This window comes from Ktedonobacter sp. SOSP1-52, from assembly GCF_016587395.1.
Genome location: NZ_BNJH01000003.1, coordinates 1,694,566 through 1,712,903, shown reverse-complemented (window position 1 = coordinate 1,712,903; position 18,338 = coordinate 1,694,566). Strand labels below are relative to the sequence as shown.

General features: G+C 50.2%; 15 protein-coding genes. 9 read left to right on the top strand and 6 right to left on the bottom strand.

What is annotated here, in order from left to right; all coding sequences use genetic code 11:
• The first annotated feature begins 66 nt into the window (after window positions 1–66).
• The 5 genes from JMJ16_RS32745 (at window position 67) to JMJ16_RS32725 (ending at window position 4,957) form a co-directional block, all read left to right on the top strand.
• Window positions 67–465, top strand: coding sequence for a YxiJ family protein (locus tag JMJ16_RS32745; RefSeq protein ID WP_201381236.1), 399 nt, complete (start codon window positions 67–69; stop codon window positions 463–465).
• A gap of 1,501 nt (window positions 466–1,966) precedes the next feature.
• Window positions 1,967–2,275, top strand: coding sequence for a transposase (locus JMJ16_RS32740; RefSeq protein WP_201377694.1), 309 nt, complete (start codon window positions 1,967–1,969; stop codon window positions 2,273–2,275).
• Between the two features lie 32 nt (window positions 2,276–2,307).
• Window positions 2,308–3,129, top strand: a complete 822-nt coding sequence (locus JMJ16_RS32735; RefSeq protein WP_201388439.1) for an IS3 family transposase — start codon at window positions 2,308–2,310, stop codon at window positions 3,127–3,129.
• A gap of 1,209 nt (window positions 3,130–4,338) precedes the next feature.
• Window positions 4,339–4,629: a hypothetical protein gene (locus tag JMJ16_RS32730; protein WP_201388438.1), complete on the top strand. Its 291-nt coding sequence runs from the start codon at window positions 4,339–4,341 to the stop codon at window positions 4,627–4,629.
• Entirely contained in the window at window positions 4,589–4,957 is a 369-nt protein-coding gene (locus tag JMJ16_RS32725) for a hypothetical protein (protein WP_201388437.1), read from the top strand. The genes JMJ16_RS32730 and JMJ16_RS32725 overlap by 41 nt, the downstream gene beginning before the upstream one ends.
• Before the next feature lie 380 nt (window positions 4,958–5,337).
• On the opposite strand, the gene JMJ16_RS32720 is transcribed toward JMJ16_RS32725, so the two are convergent.
• The 4 genes from JMJ16_RS32720 to JMJ16_RS32705 all read right to left on the bottom strand — a co-directional run bounded on the left by JMJ16_RS32720 (window position 5,338) and on the right by JMJ16_RS32705 (window position 10,874).
• On the bottom strand, window positions 5,338–6,687 hold the full coding sequence (locus JMJ16_RS32720) for an extracellular solute-binding protein (protein ID WP_201388435.1): 1,350 nt from the start codon (window positions 6,685–6,687) through the stop codon (window positions 5,338–5,340).
• Window positions 6,632–8,443, bottom strand: coding sequence for an ABC transporter substrate-binding protein (locus JMJ16_RS32715; protein ID WP_201388433.1), 1,812 nt, complete (start codon window positions 8,441–8,443; stop codon window positions 6,632–6,634). The genes JMJ16_RS32720 and JMJ16_RS32715 overlap by 56 nt, the downstream gene beginning before the upstream one ends.
• 320 nt (window positions 8,444–8,763) lie before the next feature.
• Window positions 8,764–9,861, bottom strand: coding sequence for a DUF3626 domain-containing protein (locus JMJ16_RS32710; RefSeq protein WP_201388431.1), 1,098 nt, complete (start codon window positions 9,859–9,861; stop codon window positions 8,764–8,766).
• The gene (locus JMJ16_RS32705; RefSeq protein WP_201388429.1) at window positions 9,861–10,874 is read right to left on the bottom strand and encodes a hypothetical protein; all 1,014 of its coding nucleotides are present in this window, start codon (window positions 10,872–10,874) and stop codon (window positions 9,861–9,863) included. The genes JMJ16_RS32710 and JMJ16_RS32705 overlap by 1 nt, the downstream gene beginning before the upstream one ends.
• A gap of 461 nt (window positions 10,875–11,335) precedes the next feature.
• Here JMJ16_RS32705 and glnA point away from each other — a divergent pair, with 461 nt between their 5' ends.
• From glnA to thyX, 4 genes are all read left to right on the top strand, one after another.
• Window positions 11,336–12,769 (top strand): type I glutamate--ammonia ligase, encoded by a 1,434-nt coding sequence (gene glnA, locus JMJ16_RS32700; protein WP_201388427.1) that lies wholly within the window; start codon window positions 11,336–11,338, stop codon window positions 12,767–12,769.
• A 259-nt stretch (window positions 12,770–13,028) separates the two neighbouring features.
• Window positions 13,029–14,024: a GTP 3',8-cyclase MoaA gene (gene moaA, locus JMJ16_RS32695; protein ID WP_201388425.1), complete on the top strand. Its 996-nt coding sequence runs from the start codon at window positions 13,029–13,031 to the stop codon at window positions 14,022–14,024.
• Between the two features lie 219 nt (window positions 14,025–14,243).
• Entirely contained in the window at window positions 14,244–14,450 is a 207-nt protein-coding gene (locus JMJ16_RS32690; RefSeq protein ID WP_007922981.1) for a helix-turn-helix domain-containing protein, read from the top strand.
• 152 nt (window positions 14,451–14,602) lie between these two features.
• Window positions 14,603–15,523 carry an FAD-dependent thymidylate synthase gene (gene thyX / locus JMJ16_RS32685; protein ID WP_201388423.1) on the top strand — a complete coding sequence of 307 codons (921 nt, stop codon included), beginning with the start codon at window positions 14,603–14,605 and terminating at the stop codon, window positions 15,521–15,523.
• 65 nt (window positions 15,524–15,588) lie between these two features.
• Here the strand turns inward: thyX and JMJ16_RS32680 are convergent, their stop codons facing one another.
• A complete protein-coding gene (locus JMJ16_RS32680) occupies window positions 15,589–16,125 on the bottom strand; it encodes a hypothetical protein (protein ID WP_201388421.1) in 537 nt (178 codons plus the stop codon).
• A gap of 189 nt (window positions 16,126–16,314) precedes the next feature.
• Complete coding sequence (locus JMJ16_RS32675; RefSeq protein ID WP_201388419.1) at window positions 16,315–17,472, bottom strand: glycoside hydrolase family 76 protein; 1,158 nt, start codon at window positions 17,470–17,472, stop codon at window positions 16,315–16,317.
• Between the last annotated feature and the right edge of the window lie 866 nt (window positions 17,473–18,338).

Below are 18,338 nucleotides of genomic sequence, written 5' to 3'. Positions count from 1 at the left end.
GGTTGGATCTCTTCTCAAGCACCTCGGCGCGTTCAAGGTACGGTTTATTGAGACGGAGGAAAAAAGGTGAGAACCAGAGAATTCTTATTACAGGAACTACACGATCTCTCTCAAGGGATACAGGGTCCATTCCCTTATGATGATCTGCGAAAAATGCGAGAAACCAAGAGGCTCACTTCTCACTTCAAGATGTTGGGAGACGATGATCAGTTATCAGCGGATCTCAATACCTATTTTATGGCTATCCACGGACTTGCTTCTCGTCTTTTAACAGGGAATGCAGAAGATGCACCAACGACAGCCATTCACTGGTTAGCACGTGGAGATTTTTTTGCCATTTTCCCAATGTATTGTTTCCTTGAAGATGAATGGGAGCAATTTCCACAATTCGCTCACATGTATGGGAGCACAAAAAAGATGCAGGAGATCGTGCTCTCCTTGCTCCTCACTGAGGATGAGTTGTGAGTAAATTGATATTGTTTGATGTTATTTGTGATCATTCAGGACATATCTTTTATGTGGCACGTGCTTATTTTGAGACTAAACTTTAGATAACGACCGTTTTCTAGACTTATCCATTCACTTCTTCTAAACTCCTTATGGAAGGCCAAACCTGTGTTCATATTGCCATCTGTAAATCAACGTCGAAAAACTTACGTGATGAGATGAGTTATTGTACTATTAGCTCATCAAATACAGACTGGTCGGAGAGAGCTACGATGAAAATCGGGTATATCAGAGTACCACGAGATAAGTGGTAATTTGCGTGAATGTTGAGCCAAAATCGGCGTGAAATGTGTGATTTTGGCGTGCGCCGCATCAGCGGCGGAAAGTGAGCGTACCGGAAGGTATCAGGGTTGTTGGAAGACCCTGTGCATACCCGACTTATCCCTGCCATCTGGCTTGAATTCCGAAAGGAAAGGGGGAGTGTAGCATGTCGGGGTCAAAGGCAACGTAAGAGGAAGTCATCAATCCTCTGAGTGGTCAATGCAAAGCGTGTATGGTCAAGCCTTTATTGGTTGAATTCTAGTCCCAATGATCTCTTCCCAGATGCTAGCGAAAGATGGCTGAAACGCTAGACCAGAAAGAGCAATGTATGCGCCGAAGGCAGTGCTATCCAACCTTTCTGGCATGCCCTTTGTACGAGGGAATAGGGACGAACGGAAGACCTGGAGCACGCTCGATCTCATTTCCGTTGAAAATGCGGGATCACCTAAACAGGGAGTCATCCCTGCATGGTGACGGAGGCATGGTATTACTCAATGTACGGCTGTAATGGCTTGTGCAGACCGCAAAAGCGGTACCGACAGAGGGATAAACCCAGGTAACTGAGGCGAAACCAGCTCTGTTTGGGAGGAAGCATGCTAGCGGAACCTGGGAGAAAAGAGAAAGGAAAAGTGGGGTGTGCTGAAGCTGCCCCGAAACCGAGTACCTGAGTATCCAGGGGAAGGTGAGAGCCGTGTGCGGTGAGAAGTCGCATGCACGGTTCGTGAGAGGGGGGTACGTGCGACCCAGTAATGGGCGACCGGCCCCTACTCTACGCGAATGTTGAGCACCTCAGCCATTGGTCAAGCGAGAACGTGCTCCAGAAGTGGATCACGATTTTCAAAATCTGTAAATTCGCTAGTACAGAATGCCCGAAATGCTCGAATCCTACGCAGAAGTAATCACCGTTTAGCTCAATGTTTTGCGGATCTGTCTGAACCTTCAGCCATGTTTCCAGGTAGGCAGAGCCGAAGAGAACGAGCAAAAGTGGCCTGAATGGGTAGTCGAATTTACAGAAACGGTGCGAAACAATCGGCCTCTGGAGTGGCTTTTCAGATGGCCGATAGCTTGGTTGCTCAACATTCACGCCAAAATCCTACCATTCGCGCTAAAAAGTGCTCAATATTCATCGGAATTACCAATTGTCCGGTATGTAGTATCCTAGGCAGAGGAAGATGAAACCATGAAAGGAATGGACCTCATGGAAAAGAAGACCTATACTGCCGAGTTCAAAGTGAAAGCTGTGCTGGAAAGCTTGCAACGAGACACCACCTTGGAGGCGGTCTGCCAGAAGCTTGGCGTCTCGCGCTCCCAACTGATCCGTTGGCGGCAGGAATTCCAGGAGAAAGCGCCGGACCTGTTTGTGGACAAACGCAACCCGAAGCAGAAAGCCATCAGTCAAGGCTACGAGCCAGGAGAGTCGCCCGATGACCTCAAAAAGATCATTGGCGAACTGACGGTGCAGAACGAGATCTTAAAAAAAGCTTCGCGGCTGCTGGGGGGAAAGTAAGACCGCGCCAACTGGTGGAAGTGGCTTACCAGTTGTGTGTACCCAACGGCCCGTATCCCAAAAGCCAGATCGCCCGCGCTCTGGGCATCGGCCGAGCGACGCTGTATTGGTCCAGCAAGCAGGCGACAAAGGATAAGCAGGTCGCGGTCGCCATTGAACAGTGGCATGAGGTCGATGATACGCTGGGCCATCGCAAGCTCGCGACTCTCCTCAAGATGAGCAAGGATCGCGTCCGCCGCGTCATGCACAAATATGGGATTACTGCTCGGCGCAAGCAGAAAAGGTACGTCTATCCCGGCAAAGCGAGCCAGGTTGCTCCCAATCTGGTCCGCGAGTTGGACCCGGAGAGCCTGGCCGAAGTCGTCTTCTCCGACATTTTTGAGGTTAAACTAGCGGATAGGACCAAAGTGCGAGGCTGCTTCACGCTCTGGAAGCGGACCCGGCATATTCTGGGCCTGGCCTTCGAGTATCACATGCGTGCCGAGTTAGTAACTGCTGCGTTGCAAACCCTGGCCTTTGACGTGCCTGACCTCATTTTCCACAGCGATCAGGGCAAGCAGTTTGGAGCAGAAGCCACACGCCAGCTCTTGTTGGAGAAAGGCTTCCAGATCTCGATGAGCCGGGCTGGTACCCCGACTGACAACGGCTATGCGGAACGCTTCGTCGGCCTGTTCAAGCTCGCCGTGGCTGAACGCCGCCGCTATCAGACCTTGGGAGAGTTTCTGCGGGCAGCCCAGGAGTGGGTCCAGTTCTACAATACCGTCCGGCCTCATGAGAGCCTGGAGTATCGTTCACCCGATCAATTTGCTCAGGAGCACGGTTTACCCGCTGTTCCTTCTATTACCCTGTTTTAATGTCTAGGATTTCAAGGACTTTACAGATGTCATAGCTTGGTGGTCTCTCTTTTCTGCACGCAATCTGTCCATAAAATGGTAGTGATATAGTAGTGTACCATAGAAAAGCCAGATATTTCAGTGAGGCTGAGGGGTTTTATCTATGGAGCGAGTGGGCATCTTGCCCTCGACAGAAGCGCTTTCCACTAAAATAGTGCTTCGCCGCGAAGGACATGTCAAGACATTGGCTGCGATGCTGCATATGCGTGTTTATAGAGAAGACATGGCAAGACAGCTGGATTTCTCTCTTCATCGCGAGAAACGCCATGCTAGATTTTTTTCGGTTTTGGTGCGCGCCGAGACCGCAACGGCGAGGCGAGAGGGATGCAACTAAATCGGCGGGCATCATTTTTGGTGCCTGATTTCCGTAATTGATGTGCTTCGTAAGAATAAGGAAAGAGGAGTGCTATTTGCCCTTTTAATACTTGAGAATGGCAAACGATTTGATACAAATTGCTGTATATACGTTTCATAAAGGAGTTCTGCCCATGCCAGATACTGAGGATGCCAGTTCCGCTTCTTCCATTCCCACCTCAATTGCAGAAACCATGTCCCCATCCATATCCTCCACTTCTAATGAGAACCCAGCACACTCGTTTGGCTCTACACAACAGCTACGATAGTATATTCTTGGGCAAACAGCGCCGCTGCCCGATCTTTCTTCGTTGGTTCCTTCCTGGCAAGTTTCAGCGCTCTCTTCGGCCTCCTCATTATTAGGGGGATCATTTCGCCAGTATATTCCCTCTCTTATCAAACCAGCGCAGGCTGCTATGGCGTACATGAAGCCTGCACTAGCCTCTCATCTTATCGCTGAAGTGAATAGCAGCAGCAGGATAGCCGCCAGGAACGCTGCGGTTCAGATACAAACACTGGTGTCGCCATCCTTCTTCTCTTTCCAGGCACGAGTGGAAGATATTTCAGGCTCTTGTTCCATCAGCCGGGATGATGGAGCGCCTTATCGCGCCAGCATCCTTTTCCAGTGGAATGCTTACAAAAAGTTTTCTGTCTTCGACGCAATTGCTGATTCAGCAGGTCAATGCCTCGCTCGTTACGTTTCCTCAATGGTGGCCTCACTATCTTCGGCAGACTGACACGTGGCGCATGCTGCGTTTGCTGACTGCATTTCAGCGTGCCAAGCTTTGTTTGGCTCCTTCTCTTTCGAAAGATGTGATGTATCAGATTATGGGCTATGTCGAGGCTGGTGATCTTCGTCCCGTGACCCTGCTGTTATGGTCCTACTATACGCACAGTCGGCATGCACGCCTGTGCCAGGTGGTGCTGTCTTGGTCTGATCATCCCGAATTTGCAGCTCGAAGGCACATTTTTGAAGACGCACTGGCTTCTCATTGCGAGAGACGCTATGTCGCCTCCATACGTACGCTCGCGCCAGAGATTGAGGGCCTGGGGAGTCATACTGTGCGTGAACGTAATTTACGTGCCACTAATCAACAGGGGGCATGATATAGGCCTGCGTTTGGGCAAAACAACCTCGGTGATCAATCGTATGATCAATGCGACTGAAGATACTGATGCTGGGTTGGTTCATTGGGCCCGGGTAGGCTCGACTCACAGCTACCTCAATATTCTTGTCGCAGACACCGATTTCCAGGCTAACTATGACAAGATACGAAACAATCGGGACGTGAATCGGCATGGCATTGCTCATGGGTTTCAAATCCAGGGATACACCTGGCTGAATTCTCTGCGCCTGTTTCTGCTCCTAGATACGCTCCACTATCTGCTCCAGAGTCTGGAGCAGGGAAATACTGCTCGCAGGACCATTGCATAACGTCATAAAAAGAGAAAGAGGGTATCTATGGATGTGCCATTGCGCGGGCAGTTCGACCATAGTCGCTGGGCCTGCCAGATTCAACCGGAACGGACAACGCGGCCAGAAACCCCTCACAGGGTAGAATTCCTGCCCAAAGCGGTATAATCTATCTCCTTCGCACATTTTATCTATCATATATGCATGTATAATAGTACACGCATTACCTCAGCAACTGCAAGCAAGACTTCAACGCGCCTCACGACTTCTTCGCTTCTTACCTTTTATACTCATCAACCCCACATAACGGGTACAGAGTGTTGGTCAGCTTGCCCTACAGCACCACATATGACATATTTCATGCAAAAGGGGGGTGAGGATGAACAAGAATACTATGCCTGCTATCTGGAGATAATCTGCTTCAGCTCTTCTTCCATTTTCGCCAGTGCCTCTGATGGTGTCTCACGTTTTGTGAGGGCACTAAAAACGTGTCTTTGAATACTTTCTGAAATCAGGTTGTAATTAGGCAATTGTGGACGCGCTACCGAGTTCGTATACATGCTCTTCAGAGAAGCATCACCTACAACGTCAGTAGGGCGATAGTCGTTCGTGTGCTTTAGTAAAAAATCAATAAACTGCCAGCTGAGATCCTGATTTATCGAAGAGGCATTTACCCCCACTTGCCATCCACCAATGCAGGAGTGACCAGTAGGCTGTGATTTGCTATGAGGGATAGCGGTATACGCTACTTCACCTTGAACGGCTGAGATACCTGGATCTGTTACAAGCTGTTGCACATTAAACCAGTTACGCATAAATACCGCAAAGCCATTCTGCCATCTTACACGTGCGTCATTCTCTTGATAGGTGGTTATACCATTGGGACCATTAGGAGAGATATTGGCCAACCATAGCCAATTTACCATCTCAAATAGAGCATCATGGGCTTCCGAGCTATTAATAGTTACTTTCGTAGGATCATCTTCCGCGAAAAAAGATCCTCCAAAACCGGCGAGAACCTCAATAAAATTGCACACCAGCCCTTCATACTGAGCGCCTTGCCATACATAACCGTCTAGCTCTTTCCCCTGTGAGTTGGCAAGTATCTGAGACGCTTGCTCCCTTAACTCGTCGTACGTTTGTGGAGCAGAAGACACAAAGCCAGTATTGTAATATAACATGCCTAGATCAAAACGAATGGGGGCGCTATACAGTTGCCCCTTATAAGAACAGCTGTCTACAATGCTCTGAAACCCTTTATAGTTCTGCAATACGCTCGATTTAATCGCCTCCGTTAGTGGAAGTATCCATTGGTTATGCGCAAATTCTGTTAGCCAGACGACATCTATTGAAATGACGTCCATCTCGCTGGCGCATGCTTGTAGAGCGCTTACCGTATCTTTATATTGCGCATTATCTTTAAATGGAGCATTATTATAGATGACATGTGCATTGGTATTCTGGGCGTTAAAATTCTTGACGATATTAATAAATTCTTCCTGATCGTCATGCTCGCTACTCCAGACAATCGTATTCGGCTGGCTAACCCAGCCATTTGGCGTACAACGCGTAGAGATAGTCCCACAAGCTTCAAGCAGCGAAGTAGCAGCCCCTGCACTTAAGCCCAGGGCAATGACACGTTCCAGAAAAGCCCGTCGCTTTATTCGCCCGGCCCGCATATGCATGATAGCATCATTAAGGGCGTCCATTGTTTTTGACGTCAAAGCACCCTCCTTGCGCGTTGTCATCATAGCAACCATCTACACCTTTAAAGACGTTGTAACCATGAGTGAACTGGATGACGACCACTGGTTTCGTATCAACACTGCCCTGGTTGTAGCGGACATCACCAGTAATGCCTTTATATTTACTGTTGAATAAAGCCCTTTGTAGCTGATCCATAGGAAATTTGTTGTCTTGAAAGCCCTTACTGGCCACCATCAAGGACTTTAAAGCGTCATATGCAATCATCACACTATCATTAGCGCGCTCATAACCATAGGCTCCTCGATGAAATTGCTGGGGATCATAGGCATTTATATATTCTTGCGTGAAATCTGGCTGAGCCAGATGAAGGATTCCCCACTGATCTGGGTACGCAAAAGCAGTGAAGTAAACGCGTACATGGTCTACAGATTGTACTTTGGGAAAGTGAGGAGCCTGGTAGACAATATTTGCAGCCATCACGTCTACCCCCCCGGAAGCAGGTAACGACTGTATTACAGTATTAAGATCGGCCGGGTATCCCGCGAAATAAATAAGGTCTGGTTTGCCCCGCAACGTGGCGCGCAGTAACCCTGGCAACGTATTGCTACTATATATGCTGTACGTTTCGCGATCCACAATAGCCGCATCCGAAGGCTGATCACGACGAAAATCATCAATGAAGCTTCTATAAAGGCTTTGGCTATATTCGTTAGCAGGATCGTACACAATAGACACACGTTTCTTCTTGAGAACAGATTTGATATACTGGACTGCCGTAGCTGCCTGTGAGTCAATCGTAGGAGCAACACTAAAATTATAGTTACAACCATCTGAACTACGACTATCATTTGCAGACACAGTCACGATGGGAATATACTTATTACACATAGTCAGAAGCATAGAATTAATGCGCTGCGTCCGCTCGGGCCATCCCAGAACCCCTTTAATGGTTGGATCTTGCTGATACGAAGAGAGAATGCGATCCGTGACCTGTTGCGCATACGTTTCCTGGTCGCCTATATTCGCGATAAGCAAACGGACACGAAATGGGCCGGCCTGGCTATTAAACTCTTTTTGTGCCACATAGTAGCCTTGCAGGTCCTCTCGCCCAATCCCATATTCTTCGTGGCTTCCAGTGAGCTGGGTGACGGTAATAAAGGTGATATATGGGCTGCCGGAGTTTATAATCCGCTGGTTTTCCTGGTAGATTAAGACTTCAGCATCGTCTGAATCGTCACCAGAGATAGCTTGACCCCAAAGCTGCCTGGCCTGATCGAAGTTCTGGTTCCTAAATGCATCTGCAGCCTGCTGTTTAAGGGCCTCATTATGATGCCCTTGATTATTTCGCGTCTTTACATCGAAGACATAGCTTCCATCACTAATTCCAATAGGGCCATCAGGAGTTGAATATGAGAAGAGTAATGGAGGCACAGTAGATTGAGGTGCAGGCCATATATAATGATATCCCCCCACAACAATCAAAACCACGGCTGCTACCAGGCCCACGAACATCCACAATTTTCTATTTATCTTTGGAATTTTTGGAGGTCCCCAGGCGGTAGGCCGAGGCATTACCTGCACTACTGCCTTCTCAAAGTTTTTGAGAGCAGCTAAGATAGCAATTATGCCTACGGGTACGGCCAGAATCGTCGCCAGGTTTGGAAGGAAATTTCCCCATGAATCTGGAAGTATATGCAAAAAACTAAGCAAATACACAAGTGTTATAAAAAGCGTGAAAGTTATTATAAATCTTATAACCTTCGTTAGCGGCAAAATAGGGCCATCAGATTGATTCTTCATGCACTTCGCCTCTTTGCGCTGCAAGCCGTAGCCATCCTAGCCACAAGCCCTCCAAATTTCTTCTTCAATTAAGAAGGACGTAAAAACATACCTGTTAACAAATAGAACGCGAACTATGGTCAAAAAATTCTATAGCGTTGCCTGTAATTTGATAGTATACCACTTCTTCTTTGCAGCTTTTCTAATTATTCGGGATATTTCTCCAAGAGGTATGCTCATCAATTACATCTAACGGCTACAAAGCTCAGCGCCAGTAGGCCAGATTCTCACCCTATTCAACTTTTCCAGCGCGACCAAATACCCTCATACGTGGCCTGTACTTACATCCTGGGCTTTCCGTAGACCACAAGAATATGCCACAAATACTTGATGTGTTGCAGTGTGTCTTTGGGTGATCTCCAGTCTTGCCACTGTTCAGGGTCCGCAACAACCGAAACTGCCGCAAGCCCAATCGTTGCGGCATTAAGATAGCCATCCTCTAACGCGTGATTTTCCAAGACGCGCTGGGCAAGAGGAGGCATTTCTGGTCCACGGAAGTCGCTCGGCACCTCTTCTAAGGGAAGCTCAAAGCCTTCGTGCCATTCAAGGGGAAAGCCAAACTTCTTCGCGGTTGCCTCCAATACCTCACCGGTTGCCGTGTTCTGGAATGAAGGGTCTGCGACAAGCGCATCTACATCATCTGCCATACACAGTTCACCGTGTATTTGCGCCTCAATGTAATCATCAAGCGCGCGCCCCCGTGACCTATGGAAGAGCGACGCTTTTGTATTACCAGGATGAAGCAAGGCATGAACAAATGTGGTAACATCTACCTCTCTGCGCCCGAGCGCATTTCCATGAGCCTTAACTTCTTCCAGTAATCCAGCAAGAACCGGTTCAAAGGCGTTTATGACCCCTATATCCTGAGGATCCGATACACTATCACCAAAGACAAGCGTCGCGCGTTGTACTACATGTGCCTTTAAGCGTAAATAACAGGAGCCAAAGCGCGGGCAGGCCCCGTCACTGTAGTTCATAAGATTTAGTCCAGCATACTTAGGACGTTCTGCCTCGGTTACTCCCTGAGTCTGATATGCTCCACCAAGCATGGCTGCTTCCCACATATCGCGGTCTCCGCCAGCAAAGGCAGTGAGCCTACCATTAGAAATCCTAGTCTCAAACTGGCTACGGTATATGCCTTCTTCATACAGCGCGGCAATCACTGAACGGCCATCGGCAAGCAGCCGGTCGGGGTGAAAGTTGATCGTAAGGTGTGATAGATCACGGATGGCTTTGATAAGGTCAACGACGTCACATTCAATCTCGCATACATTTAATATCTTTTGTATTCTTTCTCTATCAGTACTCTTATTCTGTATCGCCTTCTGATACACGTAATCAAGAGCTCTTTGTTGGACATTAGTCAGCTTGAAATCCATTATGCAATTATTTCTCTTTCGGTAGTATCTTTTCGTACATATAGACGCTCAACCGTTCCATGTAACAATTCTGGCCCTGTTGCTCTCATTCCTGTGATATTTCCATGTGTATCTTCTTCAAAGGTTACTATGAACGGCAGTGACTCGACGGCAAACACATTATGATCTCGTGGGATGAGCCTTGTTCGCTGCCAGATAAGTGGTATGCCATCAACCATAAGCTGGTCTTTTTCCAGGAAGACGTGACAACTTCCTTCTTCGAAGTGATATATACCAACAAGTCGTTCCTGTGCGGAAGGAGAAACTGCTGCGACGTCCTCCTCTATTGGCAGATCAAGGAAGTCTAAAACTGTTCGCTCATATGTTTTCCAGTCTCCTGCTGAGTTTTCTAAAGCTAGCTTGGAACCATTAAAACGAGCAAATGCATCATCGATAAGTATCTGAAAGTCTTTCCAGTATGTTACCATCCCACCAAATCCCTGGAGCCCTCGTCGTTTTCCATAGAATGACTGGGTTGCCTGAGTCATCAGCCATGCCCGCGTTTCACTCCCACGCCGTTGGCAAATTTTCCCCAATGCCTGAGCAATATCCTGTTGATACAAATAGATGAGGCTGGGGGAAATAGGCTCGATAATTTGCTCGACTTGCGAGAGATAGCGTTGGATCTCCGCATCTGGAATATCCAAAGGAAAGAGACTCCAGGTGAGATAACCAAAGAGACATCCATCGAGAATGACAATGTTCTCAGAAGACTGAATGGCTTGAGTAAACTCTTTACATTTCTCCAGAGCGGCATCAATGACCTTCTGATAGTGTCCGGTGGATAAGTTATTGACGGTGTCCTGTAAGGAGGCTCGATCATGGAAGACGTAGAGAGGGTGTCCTTTTTCTTCCTCATACCACCATCGACAGGCAATACCAGAGCGTATGAGCGTGTGGGCAAGAAATTGTGCGAGCGTGGATTTTCCAGACCCTGAAATCCCTTCGATCAAGATTAGTTGTGTTTTTTGCATGTAACATACCTTTTCAAGAATCGCTTTAGCTGGTTCATTTTTCAAACGCTGGAGACAAGACTCAAGTGCTGCCACTCATCTGCCGATAATACAATGCAATATGCCCGAGATACAAGGGGATTTGCACAAGGAGATGATTGCCATCGCGATTGCTAGCAAGCAGGAGCCGGAGCATCTCAGAGAAGAGGTAATAGCTGTCTTTTTACCTAGTTATCTTCACAAAATTTTGTGCACTATATACAAAAGTATGGCTAAAACTTTCGGGTAAAGTAACTGTAGTATCTCATGGGCTGAGAGCATATCATATGTACAGAAGTTGAGTCCTGGCACGATGCTGGGAAGCGACCACTATATTATGCAGAATGACCCAAAGACATCTAAACACATCAACAAAGTGCGCAAGGCAAGCCACTAAATACCAGCAATGACGCGGGGATTGAACGCGAGAGGAGAAAACTTTGATGACCCCAGAGGAAGTCTTACGGTTTGCAAAAGAAAATGGCGCCAAAATGGTCGATCTGAAATTCACCGATCTTCCAGGAACCTGGCAGCATTTCAGCATTCCTTTCAGTGCGCTTGCAGAATCTATTTTTGAAGAGGGCCTCTTCTTCGACGGCTCCAGCGTTCGAGGCTTCCAGGCAATCAATGAGAGCGATATGGTAGTCATTCCCGACGCCACCACTGCTTTCATGGACCCCTTCACCACTGTCCCCACGCTCAGCCTGATCTGCGATATCGCCCATCCCGGCACCCGTAAGCCCTATAGCCGCGACCCCCGCTACATCGCGCGCAAGGCTGAAGAGTACGTCAAGTCCAGTGGCCTTGCCGACACCGCTTATTTCGGTCCCGAAGCAGAGTTCTACGTTTTCGATCACGTTCAGTACACCTCTAGCGATAATATTCAGAGCGTCGAGGTCGATTCAGACGAGGCGGCCTGGAACACTAACAAGGCGACTCGCCATGACGGTTCCCGCAACCTGGGTCATTCGATGCGCGTCAAGGGCGGTTACTTCCCCGTCGCGCCAAATGATACCATGCAGGATCTGCGCTCCGAGATGGCCCTTCAGCTTGAGGCCCTGGGTATCCCTGTCGAGGCCCAGCACCACGAGGTTGGCGCCGCCGGTCAGGCCGAGATCGATATCCGCTTCGGCACCCTGCTCAAGACCGCTGACAACATTCTGCTCTACAAGTACGTTATTAAGAACATCGCGCGCAAGTATGGCAAGACCGTGACCTTCATGCCCAAGCCAGTCTATGGCGATAACGGCTCCGGTATGCACACACACCAGAGCCTCTGGAAGGACGAGAAGCCTCTCTTCTACGATGCCGACGGTTACGCTGGCATCTCACAGATGGCACGCCATTACCTTGGTGGTATTCTGCTGCACGCTCCGGCCCTCATGGCCCTCGCGGCTCCAACGACCAATAGCTACAAGCGCCTGGTTCCCGGCTTCGAAGCACCCGTCAACCTGGTCTTCTCGAAAGGCAACCGTAGCGCGGCCGTTCGTATCCCGCTGACAGAGAGCCCCAAATCCAAGCGCATCGAGTTCCGCCCGCCCGACCCAACGGCCAACCCCTACCTGCTCTTCGCGGCCCTGCTGATGGCTGGCCTGGACGGCGTCAAGCGCGGTATCGAGCCCAGCGACTACGGCTTTGGCCCGGTCGACAAGGACCTCTATCATATGTCGGCGGAAGAACTGAATGAGATCAGCTCGGTTCCTGGCTCGCTCGAAGAGTCACTCAAGGCCCTGGAGAACGATCACGCCTTCCTGCTTGAGGGCGGCGTCTTCACCAGCGACATCCTGGAGAAGTACATCGAGCTGAAGCGCGAGGAGAATGACATCGTTCGCCTGCGCCCAACGCCCATCGAGTTCTCACTGTACTACGACGCATAAAAAAACACACGCGCTCGTAACACACATCATTGCCTGTCCATGGCAATACACACACAAAGTGGTCCGCCCCTCTACACACAAGGGGCGGACCTTTTTTTATCGAACAGCACATACACAATATGCATTTAACTGCTTTTATTTAACATTGTAACACAAAGTACTTATTTCCCGTGACAGATCTGTGACATTGGCACGTAAATATGATATAGTGAAATAGAGCAAAACATGTTCAAGACAGTCTTTTGGGGGAGGCCAACCAATGGAATCTTTAGTCGATAGCTACGGAAGACGCATCAAAAGCATGCGCATTTCGGTGACCGATAAATGCAACTTTCGCTGTACCTACTGTATGCCCGCCGAAGGGCTTCCCTGGCTAAAAAAGGCTGAGATCTTGAGCTATGAGGAATTCATGCGCATCAGTCGCGTGGCAGTCAGCATGGGCATTGAGCAGATTCGTCTGACGGGAGGCGAACCCCTGGTGCGTCGCGACCTTCCCGAGCTGGTACACCAGCTTCATGAACTGGAAGGGCTACGCAGCCTGAGCCTGACCACCAACGGCATCCTGCTTCCACAACAGGCCAAAGCCCTGGCCGAGGCGGGACTGACGCGCATCAATGTCAGCCTGGATACGCTCCTACATGAGAAATTCACCCAGGTCACACGCCGTGACCAGCTTGATCGCGTTCTCGAAGGACTGGACGCGCTGGCCGCCTATCCCAGCATCCATCCCATAAAGATCAATGCGGTGGCTATGCGCAACTTTAGCGAGGCCGAGGTCCTGGACTTTGTACGCTTCGCACGCGATAAAGCCTATGTCATGCGCTGGATCGAGTTTATGCCCCTCGATGCCGATCAGATCTGGCGCAAAGAAGATATCTTAACCGGTGGCGAGATTAAAGCCATCATTGAGGCCGCCTATGGCCCCCTGGTCCCTATTACCTCCGGTGATCCCTCTGAGACCGCGCGCCGCTATACTTTTAGCGATAACATTGGCGAAGTAGGCTTTATCAATCCCGTAAGCGAACCCTTCTGCGCCCAGTGTGATCGTATCCGTATTACCGCCGATGGCCAGCTGCGCACCTGCCTCTTCGCCACTGAAGAGACCGATCTGCGCTCCGTGGTTCGCTCCGATGCAGATGACGTGGAACTTGCCCGCGTAATTCGACAAGCAGTGTGGCATAAAGAGTTGAAGCATTACATCGGGGATAAACGCTTTAAGCGTGCGAACCGCAGCATGTCTATGATTGGTGGTTGATACAACAATTCCAGTGGGGTACACGTAATTACAGTGTATCCCGGCTATTAGGGATTTTGTTACTAATAAGTGCCTTAACCGTTTATATAATCAAATCACTCATCGCGCGAACCCAAGGTATACTTTAATTTCTTCAACGTTCTTCTGCTATTAACGTTCTTCTGCTATTGTGGTCAGGTGTACTTTCTTATACGCCTTATGACCAGAAAAGAGGGCTCTGTGGAATACGACGATGCGGAACTGCTGACAGTTCGTGAAGTTGCAAGACAATTACGTGTGGATGATACCACTGTGCGCCGTTGGATCAAAAATGGAGTGCTTGAAGCAATCACTCTTCCCCACCGAGGCGCTCGCCAGGCCTACCGTATTCGCCGCTCAACCCTGGAAAAGCTGCTCGCCCCACCGCCTGAGTCCGTGAGTCAATAGACGGGTAATGCTTTTTCGAAAACCTGAGCGCGCTAGCGCTAGCTGCGAGAGCGGCGTTGGTTTTCGTATTAAGAAGGTAGCCAAATAGCCGAGAACCTGTTAGACTAGGGGTCGATTTCTAGCGAATACACCAGTCAACAAGGAGGTTCTCATTGTCTGCTCTCGACGCACAAACTCTCTTCCAGGAATATAACGGAAGTGAGAATGCAGGCTTTGCCACGATTCATGCGCCAGTCCATCACACTCCAGGTGGGACGCCCTACTTACAGGTTCCTGGAGTCGTGATGCTGGCGCGCCCTCAGACCAACCCCACCGGCCTGGCAGGCTTCCTTGATGGTTTTGATACCTCACTTGGTTTTAGCCAGTATCTCGATGATCCCACCACCCTTCCAGAAAGCTCACAACTCTGTAAGATCGCCGGACAGACCTGCTATATGAGCTTTGGCCCCAAACGCACGATGAATGAGAATGCCAGCCGTTATTTCGAGAATCTCAAGTCCTCCGGCCATGGCTCGGTCTTCGAGCACGCCAATTTTAGCCTGCTCCTCTACGGCGTCTCTCGCAGCCTGACCCACGAGCTGATCCGGCACAGGGCGGGCATGGGTTTTTCCCAGCTGAGTCAGAGGTACGTCTCAGGCCGCATGTTGCGCTTTGTGGAGCGCCCAGAGTATCGCGATGACGCACAGCTACACACCCAGTTTGAGCAGCGCGTCGACCGCGCCGCCGAAGAGTACGCCCAACTCACCAAGCGCCTGCTGGAGATGCAAAAAGAGGGCTCGACAATTCTGAGCGCCGAGGCCCGCACTGACCTGCGCAAGAAGGTCCAGCAGGCGGCCCGCTCAGTGCTCCCGAACGAGACCGAGGCCCCCATCGTGGTCACGGGCAATGTCCGCTCCTGGCGACACGTGATCGAGATGCGCGCCGACGCCCACGCGGAGACCGAGATTCGCGAGCTGGCAGTTCGCATCTTCCTCTGCCTGCACCTGGCCGACCCCATTCTCTTTGGCGATTACGAGATTGAGCAGCTCGCCGATGGCACCCACGCTGTTACCACCACCTACCGCAAAGTGTGATTAGTAAATAAATTGAAAGGAGAGGCGCACAACGTGCGCCTCTCTCTTTTCGCTTTGTGGACCCGTTATAGCTCACGACGGTAGAGACGAAAGCTCTCAGGGGCTGGATCGTCAGTTGGCTCCAGTTCACAGAGGGCGGCGAGGTGGGGCGCGCCCTCGTCGCGTGTGGGTAGCAGTACCTCAAAATAGATAGGTATCCCCGCTTGCTCGGCCTCGAAATCAAACTCATAAGCCATGACGCGCGCCCGGTTGAGCGCGCCCACCAGCAAGAGGCGCCCACCACGCCGTCTGCGCTGCTGGGGCATGACCGCCCCCTGGCATATGAAGTGGTAGGCCTCTGCATCGCTCTCTAGGCGCACCAGAGTATAGCCTGCGATCTCGCCCTCGACCCCCTCCAGCGTTCCCGCCTGGCTCCAGGTGCTCAGCTCATCGTCATCATCCGTAATCACAAAGGCGTTCTCCGCCGCGTCAAGTGCCTCGTCGCGTAACCAGGACTCAAAATCCTCCGCGCTGACTACCTCAGTTCCATCTACACGCGCCGCCTCGCACTGCACCGTCAGCACCTCGGGAATATCATCGTAGCGAAAGGGTCGTATGCGCATTCGATCACACTTCTTCCTACTATCTCAACCATAGAGCAAACACACTCATCGTGAGCAGGAGCATACGCCAGGGCCAGGCGACCTGTCAAGGTTGCCTTCTGTAGCATATATTCCACAAAAAAGCGAAAGAGCGTAGTGTGATCGATCACACTACGCTCTTCTTGCTCTACAATCTACCTGGACGCGTCGCTAATATAGGATACGATATTGGGAAGGGCTCCAGGAGAGAACGGCGTAGATCTGGGTCATCGCCGCCTGCTCTATCATTTGCGTTGACTGAGAGCCATTAAAGTGGAAGAGACCCGTCGTGGCATCGCGATTGTTCTCCCATGCACGATCCGCATAGGCCTGCATGGCCTTTACGTAGTCCTGGTTATGATTGACAGACTGCAGCAGGAGCAGATTCTTGAAGAAGATGGAGTTGAAGAAGGCTGGCTGCTTATCGAGATTTGTGGTGCCGTAGAAAGCGAGCGCGGCCTGGGCGATCTGCTCGGCGCGCTGCAGGTAGGTTGCATCGCCAGTCGCCTGGTAGAACAGGACATTGACGCCTACTGGCACGCCCTGGTTATAGCTCCACTGAGTCTTCTCGATATTCCCCTGCAAGTCGACATGATCCCAGTACAAGCCATTGGGGGCGAGCAGATAGGTATTGGTCCAGTCATACATCTTCTTCGCCCAATCGAAGTAGTGCTGCTCCCCAGTCACCTGGTAGAGACGCAGGCCCAGTTCGGCGCCGGGCATGTTGGAGACCGTGTTGCGATCATGGCTCCAGGGAGCCTGCGTCCAGAAGACACCTCCAGGCGCGGGATGCGTGGCATCGTTATCCCAACCAGAGACTACGAGCGCGAAGATCCGCTTAGCACGCTCCAGAACAGCATCCTCCCCCCACATCTTGTAGCGCTGAATGGAGGCCAGGCCAACCCACTCATTGTCATCATAGAACTTATCGCCGCCATTGCCATAAGGCGTGCGTGCATAGGAGTCATACCCCGGCAAACCCGTCGCCCCGGTCGTGTTCCAGTAGCGCTCCTGGCCCAACCAGCGTTCATTGACAGCATCCCGATACGCGCGCCCAGCCTCTCCAGGAAGGTTTGAGAGGTCCAGCGTTGCGCCGTGCGCCTGCGAAAAGGGCCACTCATAGGAGTAAGCGTTATCCGTGGCTGCGACCGGGTACTGCTCATGATAGAGATAGGAGCCATCATTAACATAAAAATACTTCTGCAAGGCAGCATATGAGGCTATGGCGCGTGATTGGTTGCTCTCACTTGCATAGGCGGTGATGAGAGGTGAACCAACCAGACTCAAAAGTGCCCCACCCAACACACCAATAGCGGTACGTCGTTTCATACGAAAAAACCTCCTTGTTTTCACCAAATTACGATTAGCAGCATAAAGACAGCACAACATCCCTACCTGTTGCCTGCACAACAGGGTGTACTGTTCGAACATGTACCCATTTTCCCCACTTCAATCAAAAATGACAACGATGTCATCGCAGACAATTACATAATAACTTGCATACTTCTGTTTGTCAACGCAAACGAGGCCGTCCACGTTTCCCAATACAACTATGGCGCCCACATTTAGGCAATCGGTGCCGCATTATTTGACTCCAAATGCCTACTTAAGAAGCGGGTCACAGGCTTATAGCAAGCCAGGAGAACCAATGAAATCGCAAAAGTAACCAGCGCAAAAGGTGCAAAGACACCTGGATCATAATTTGTAATACCACTCAGAATAGCAATGGGAAACCAAATAGATAGGCTGATGAACCAGAGTGCGATCTGCAGAGCTCCATACGCCACCCATACACGCCTACTCGCCACACCCAGACAGAGGAAGCTAATACCCACCCAGAAAAGAGGACCAGGTGTATAGGGGCCAAACGTGTACAAATTACCAGGCAGGACCGGGGTTCCAAAGAACCAACCACCACAAAAGATATAGTTTATCACTGCATTTGGGTCTTCAAAAACCAACGGACCATCATATTCTATGCTGCCTCTTGAACTTATTTGCGCAGTGAAGACAACGACAACCAGGTAGAGCCCATAGAGGAGAAAGCACGCACCAACGATTCGTAGAAGCGTCTTATAGGACACCGTTCTCTGAAGCATAAATAGCACTCCGTTGCTCTTCATAAAAACACGCAAAATAGCCTATTCTATATTCAACGCATCTCTGCCTGTTAAATCAAAATAATTGGGTGTGAT

Excerpts from the sequence above, each read along its gene's own strand:
- JMJ16_RS32740 (WP_201377694.1), top strand. The coding sequence starts at position 1,967 with ATGGAAAAGAAGACCTATACTGCCGAGTTCAAAGTGAAAGCTGTGCTG.
- JMJ16_RS32730 (WP_201388438.1), top strand. The coding sequence starts at position 4,339 with ATGTATCAGATTATGGGCTATGTCGAGGCTGGTGATCTTCGTCCCGTG.
- JMJ16_RS32720 (WP_201388435.1), bottom strand. The coding sequence starts at position 6,687 with ATGATGACAACGCGCAAGGAGGGTGCTTTGACGTCAAAAACAATGGAC.
- JMJ16_RS32715 (WP_201388433.1), bottom strand. The coding sequence starts at position 8,443 with ATGAAGAATCAATCTGATGGCCCTATTTTGCCGCTAACGAAGGTTATA.
- JMJ16_RS32710 (WP_201388431.1), bottom strand. The coding sequence starts at position 9,861 with ATGGATTTCAAGCTGACTAATGTCCAACAAAGAGCTCTTGATTACGTG.
- JMJ16_RS32705 (WP_201388429.1), bottom strand. The coding sequence starts at position 10,874 with ATGCAAAAAACACAACTAATCTTGATCGAAGGGATTTCAGGGTCTGGA.
- glnA (WP_201388427.1), top strand. The coding sequence starts at position 11,336 with ATGACCCCAGAGGAAGTCTTACGGTTTGCAAAAGAAAATGGCGCCAAA.
- moaA (WP_201388425.1), top strand. The coding sequence starts at position 13,029 with ATGGAATCTTTAGTCGATAGCTACGGAAGACGCATCAAAAGCATGCGC.
- JMJ16_RS32680 (WP_201388421.1), bottom strand. The coding sequence starts at position 16,125 with ATGCGCATACGACCCTTTCGCTACGATGATATTCCCGAGGTGCTGACG.
- JMJ16_RS32675 (WP_201388419.1), bottom strand. The coding sequence starts at position 17,472 with ATGAAACGACGTACCGCTATTGGTGTGTTGGGTGGGGCACTTTTGAGT.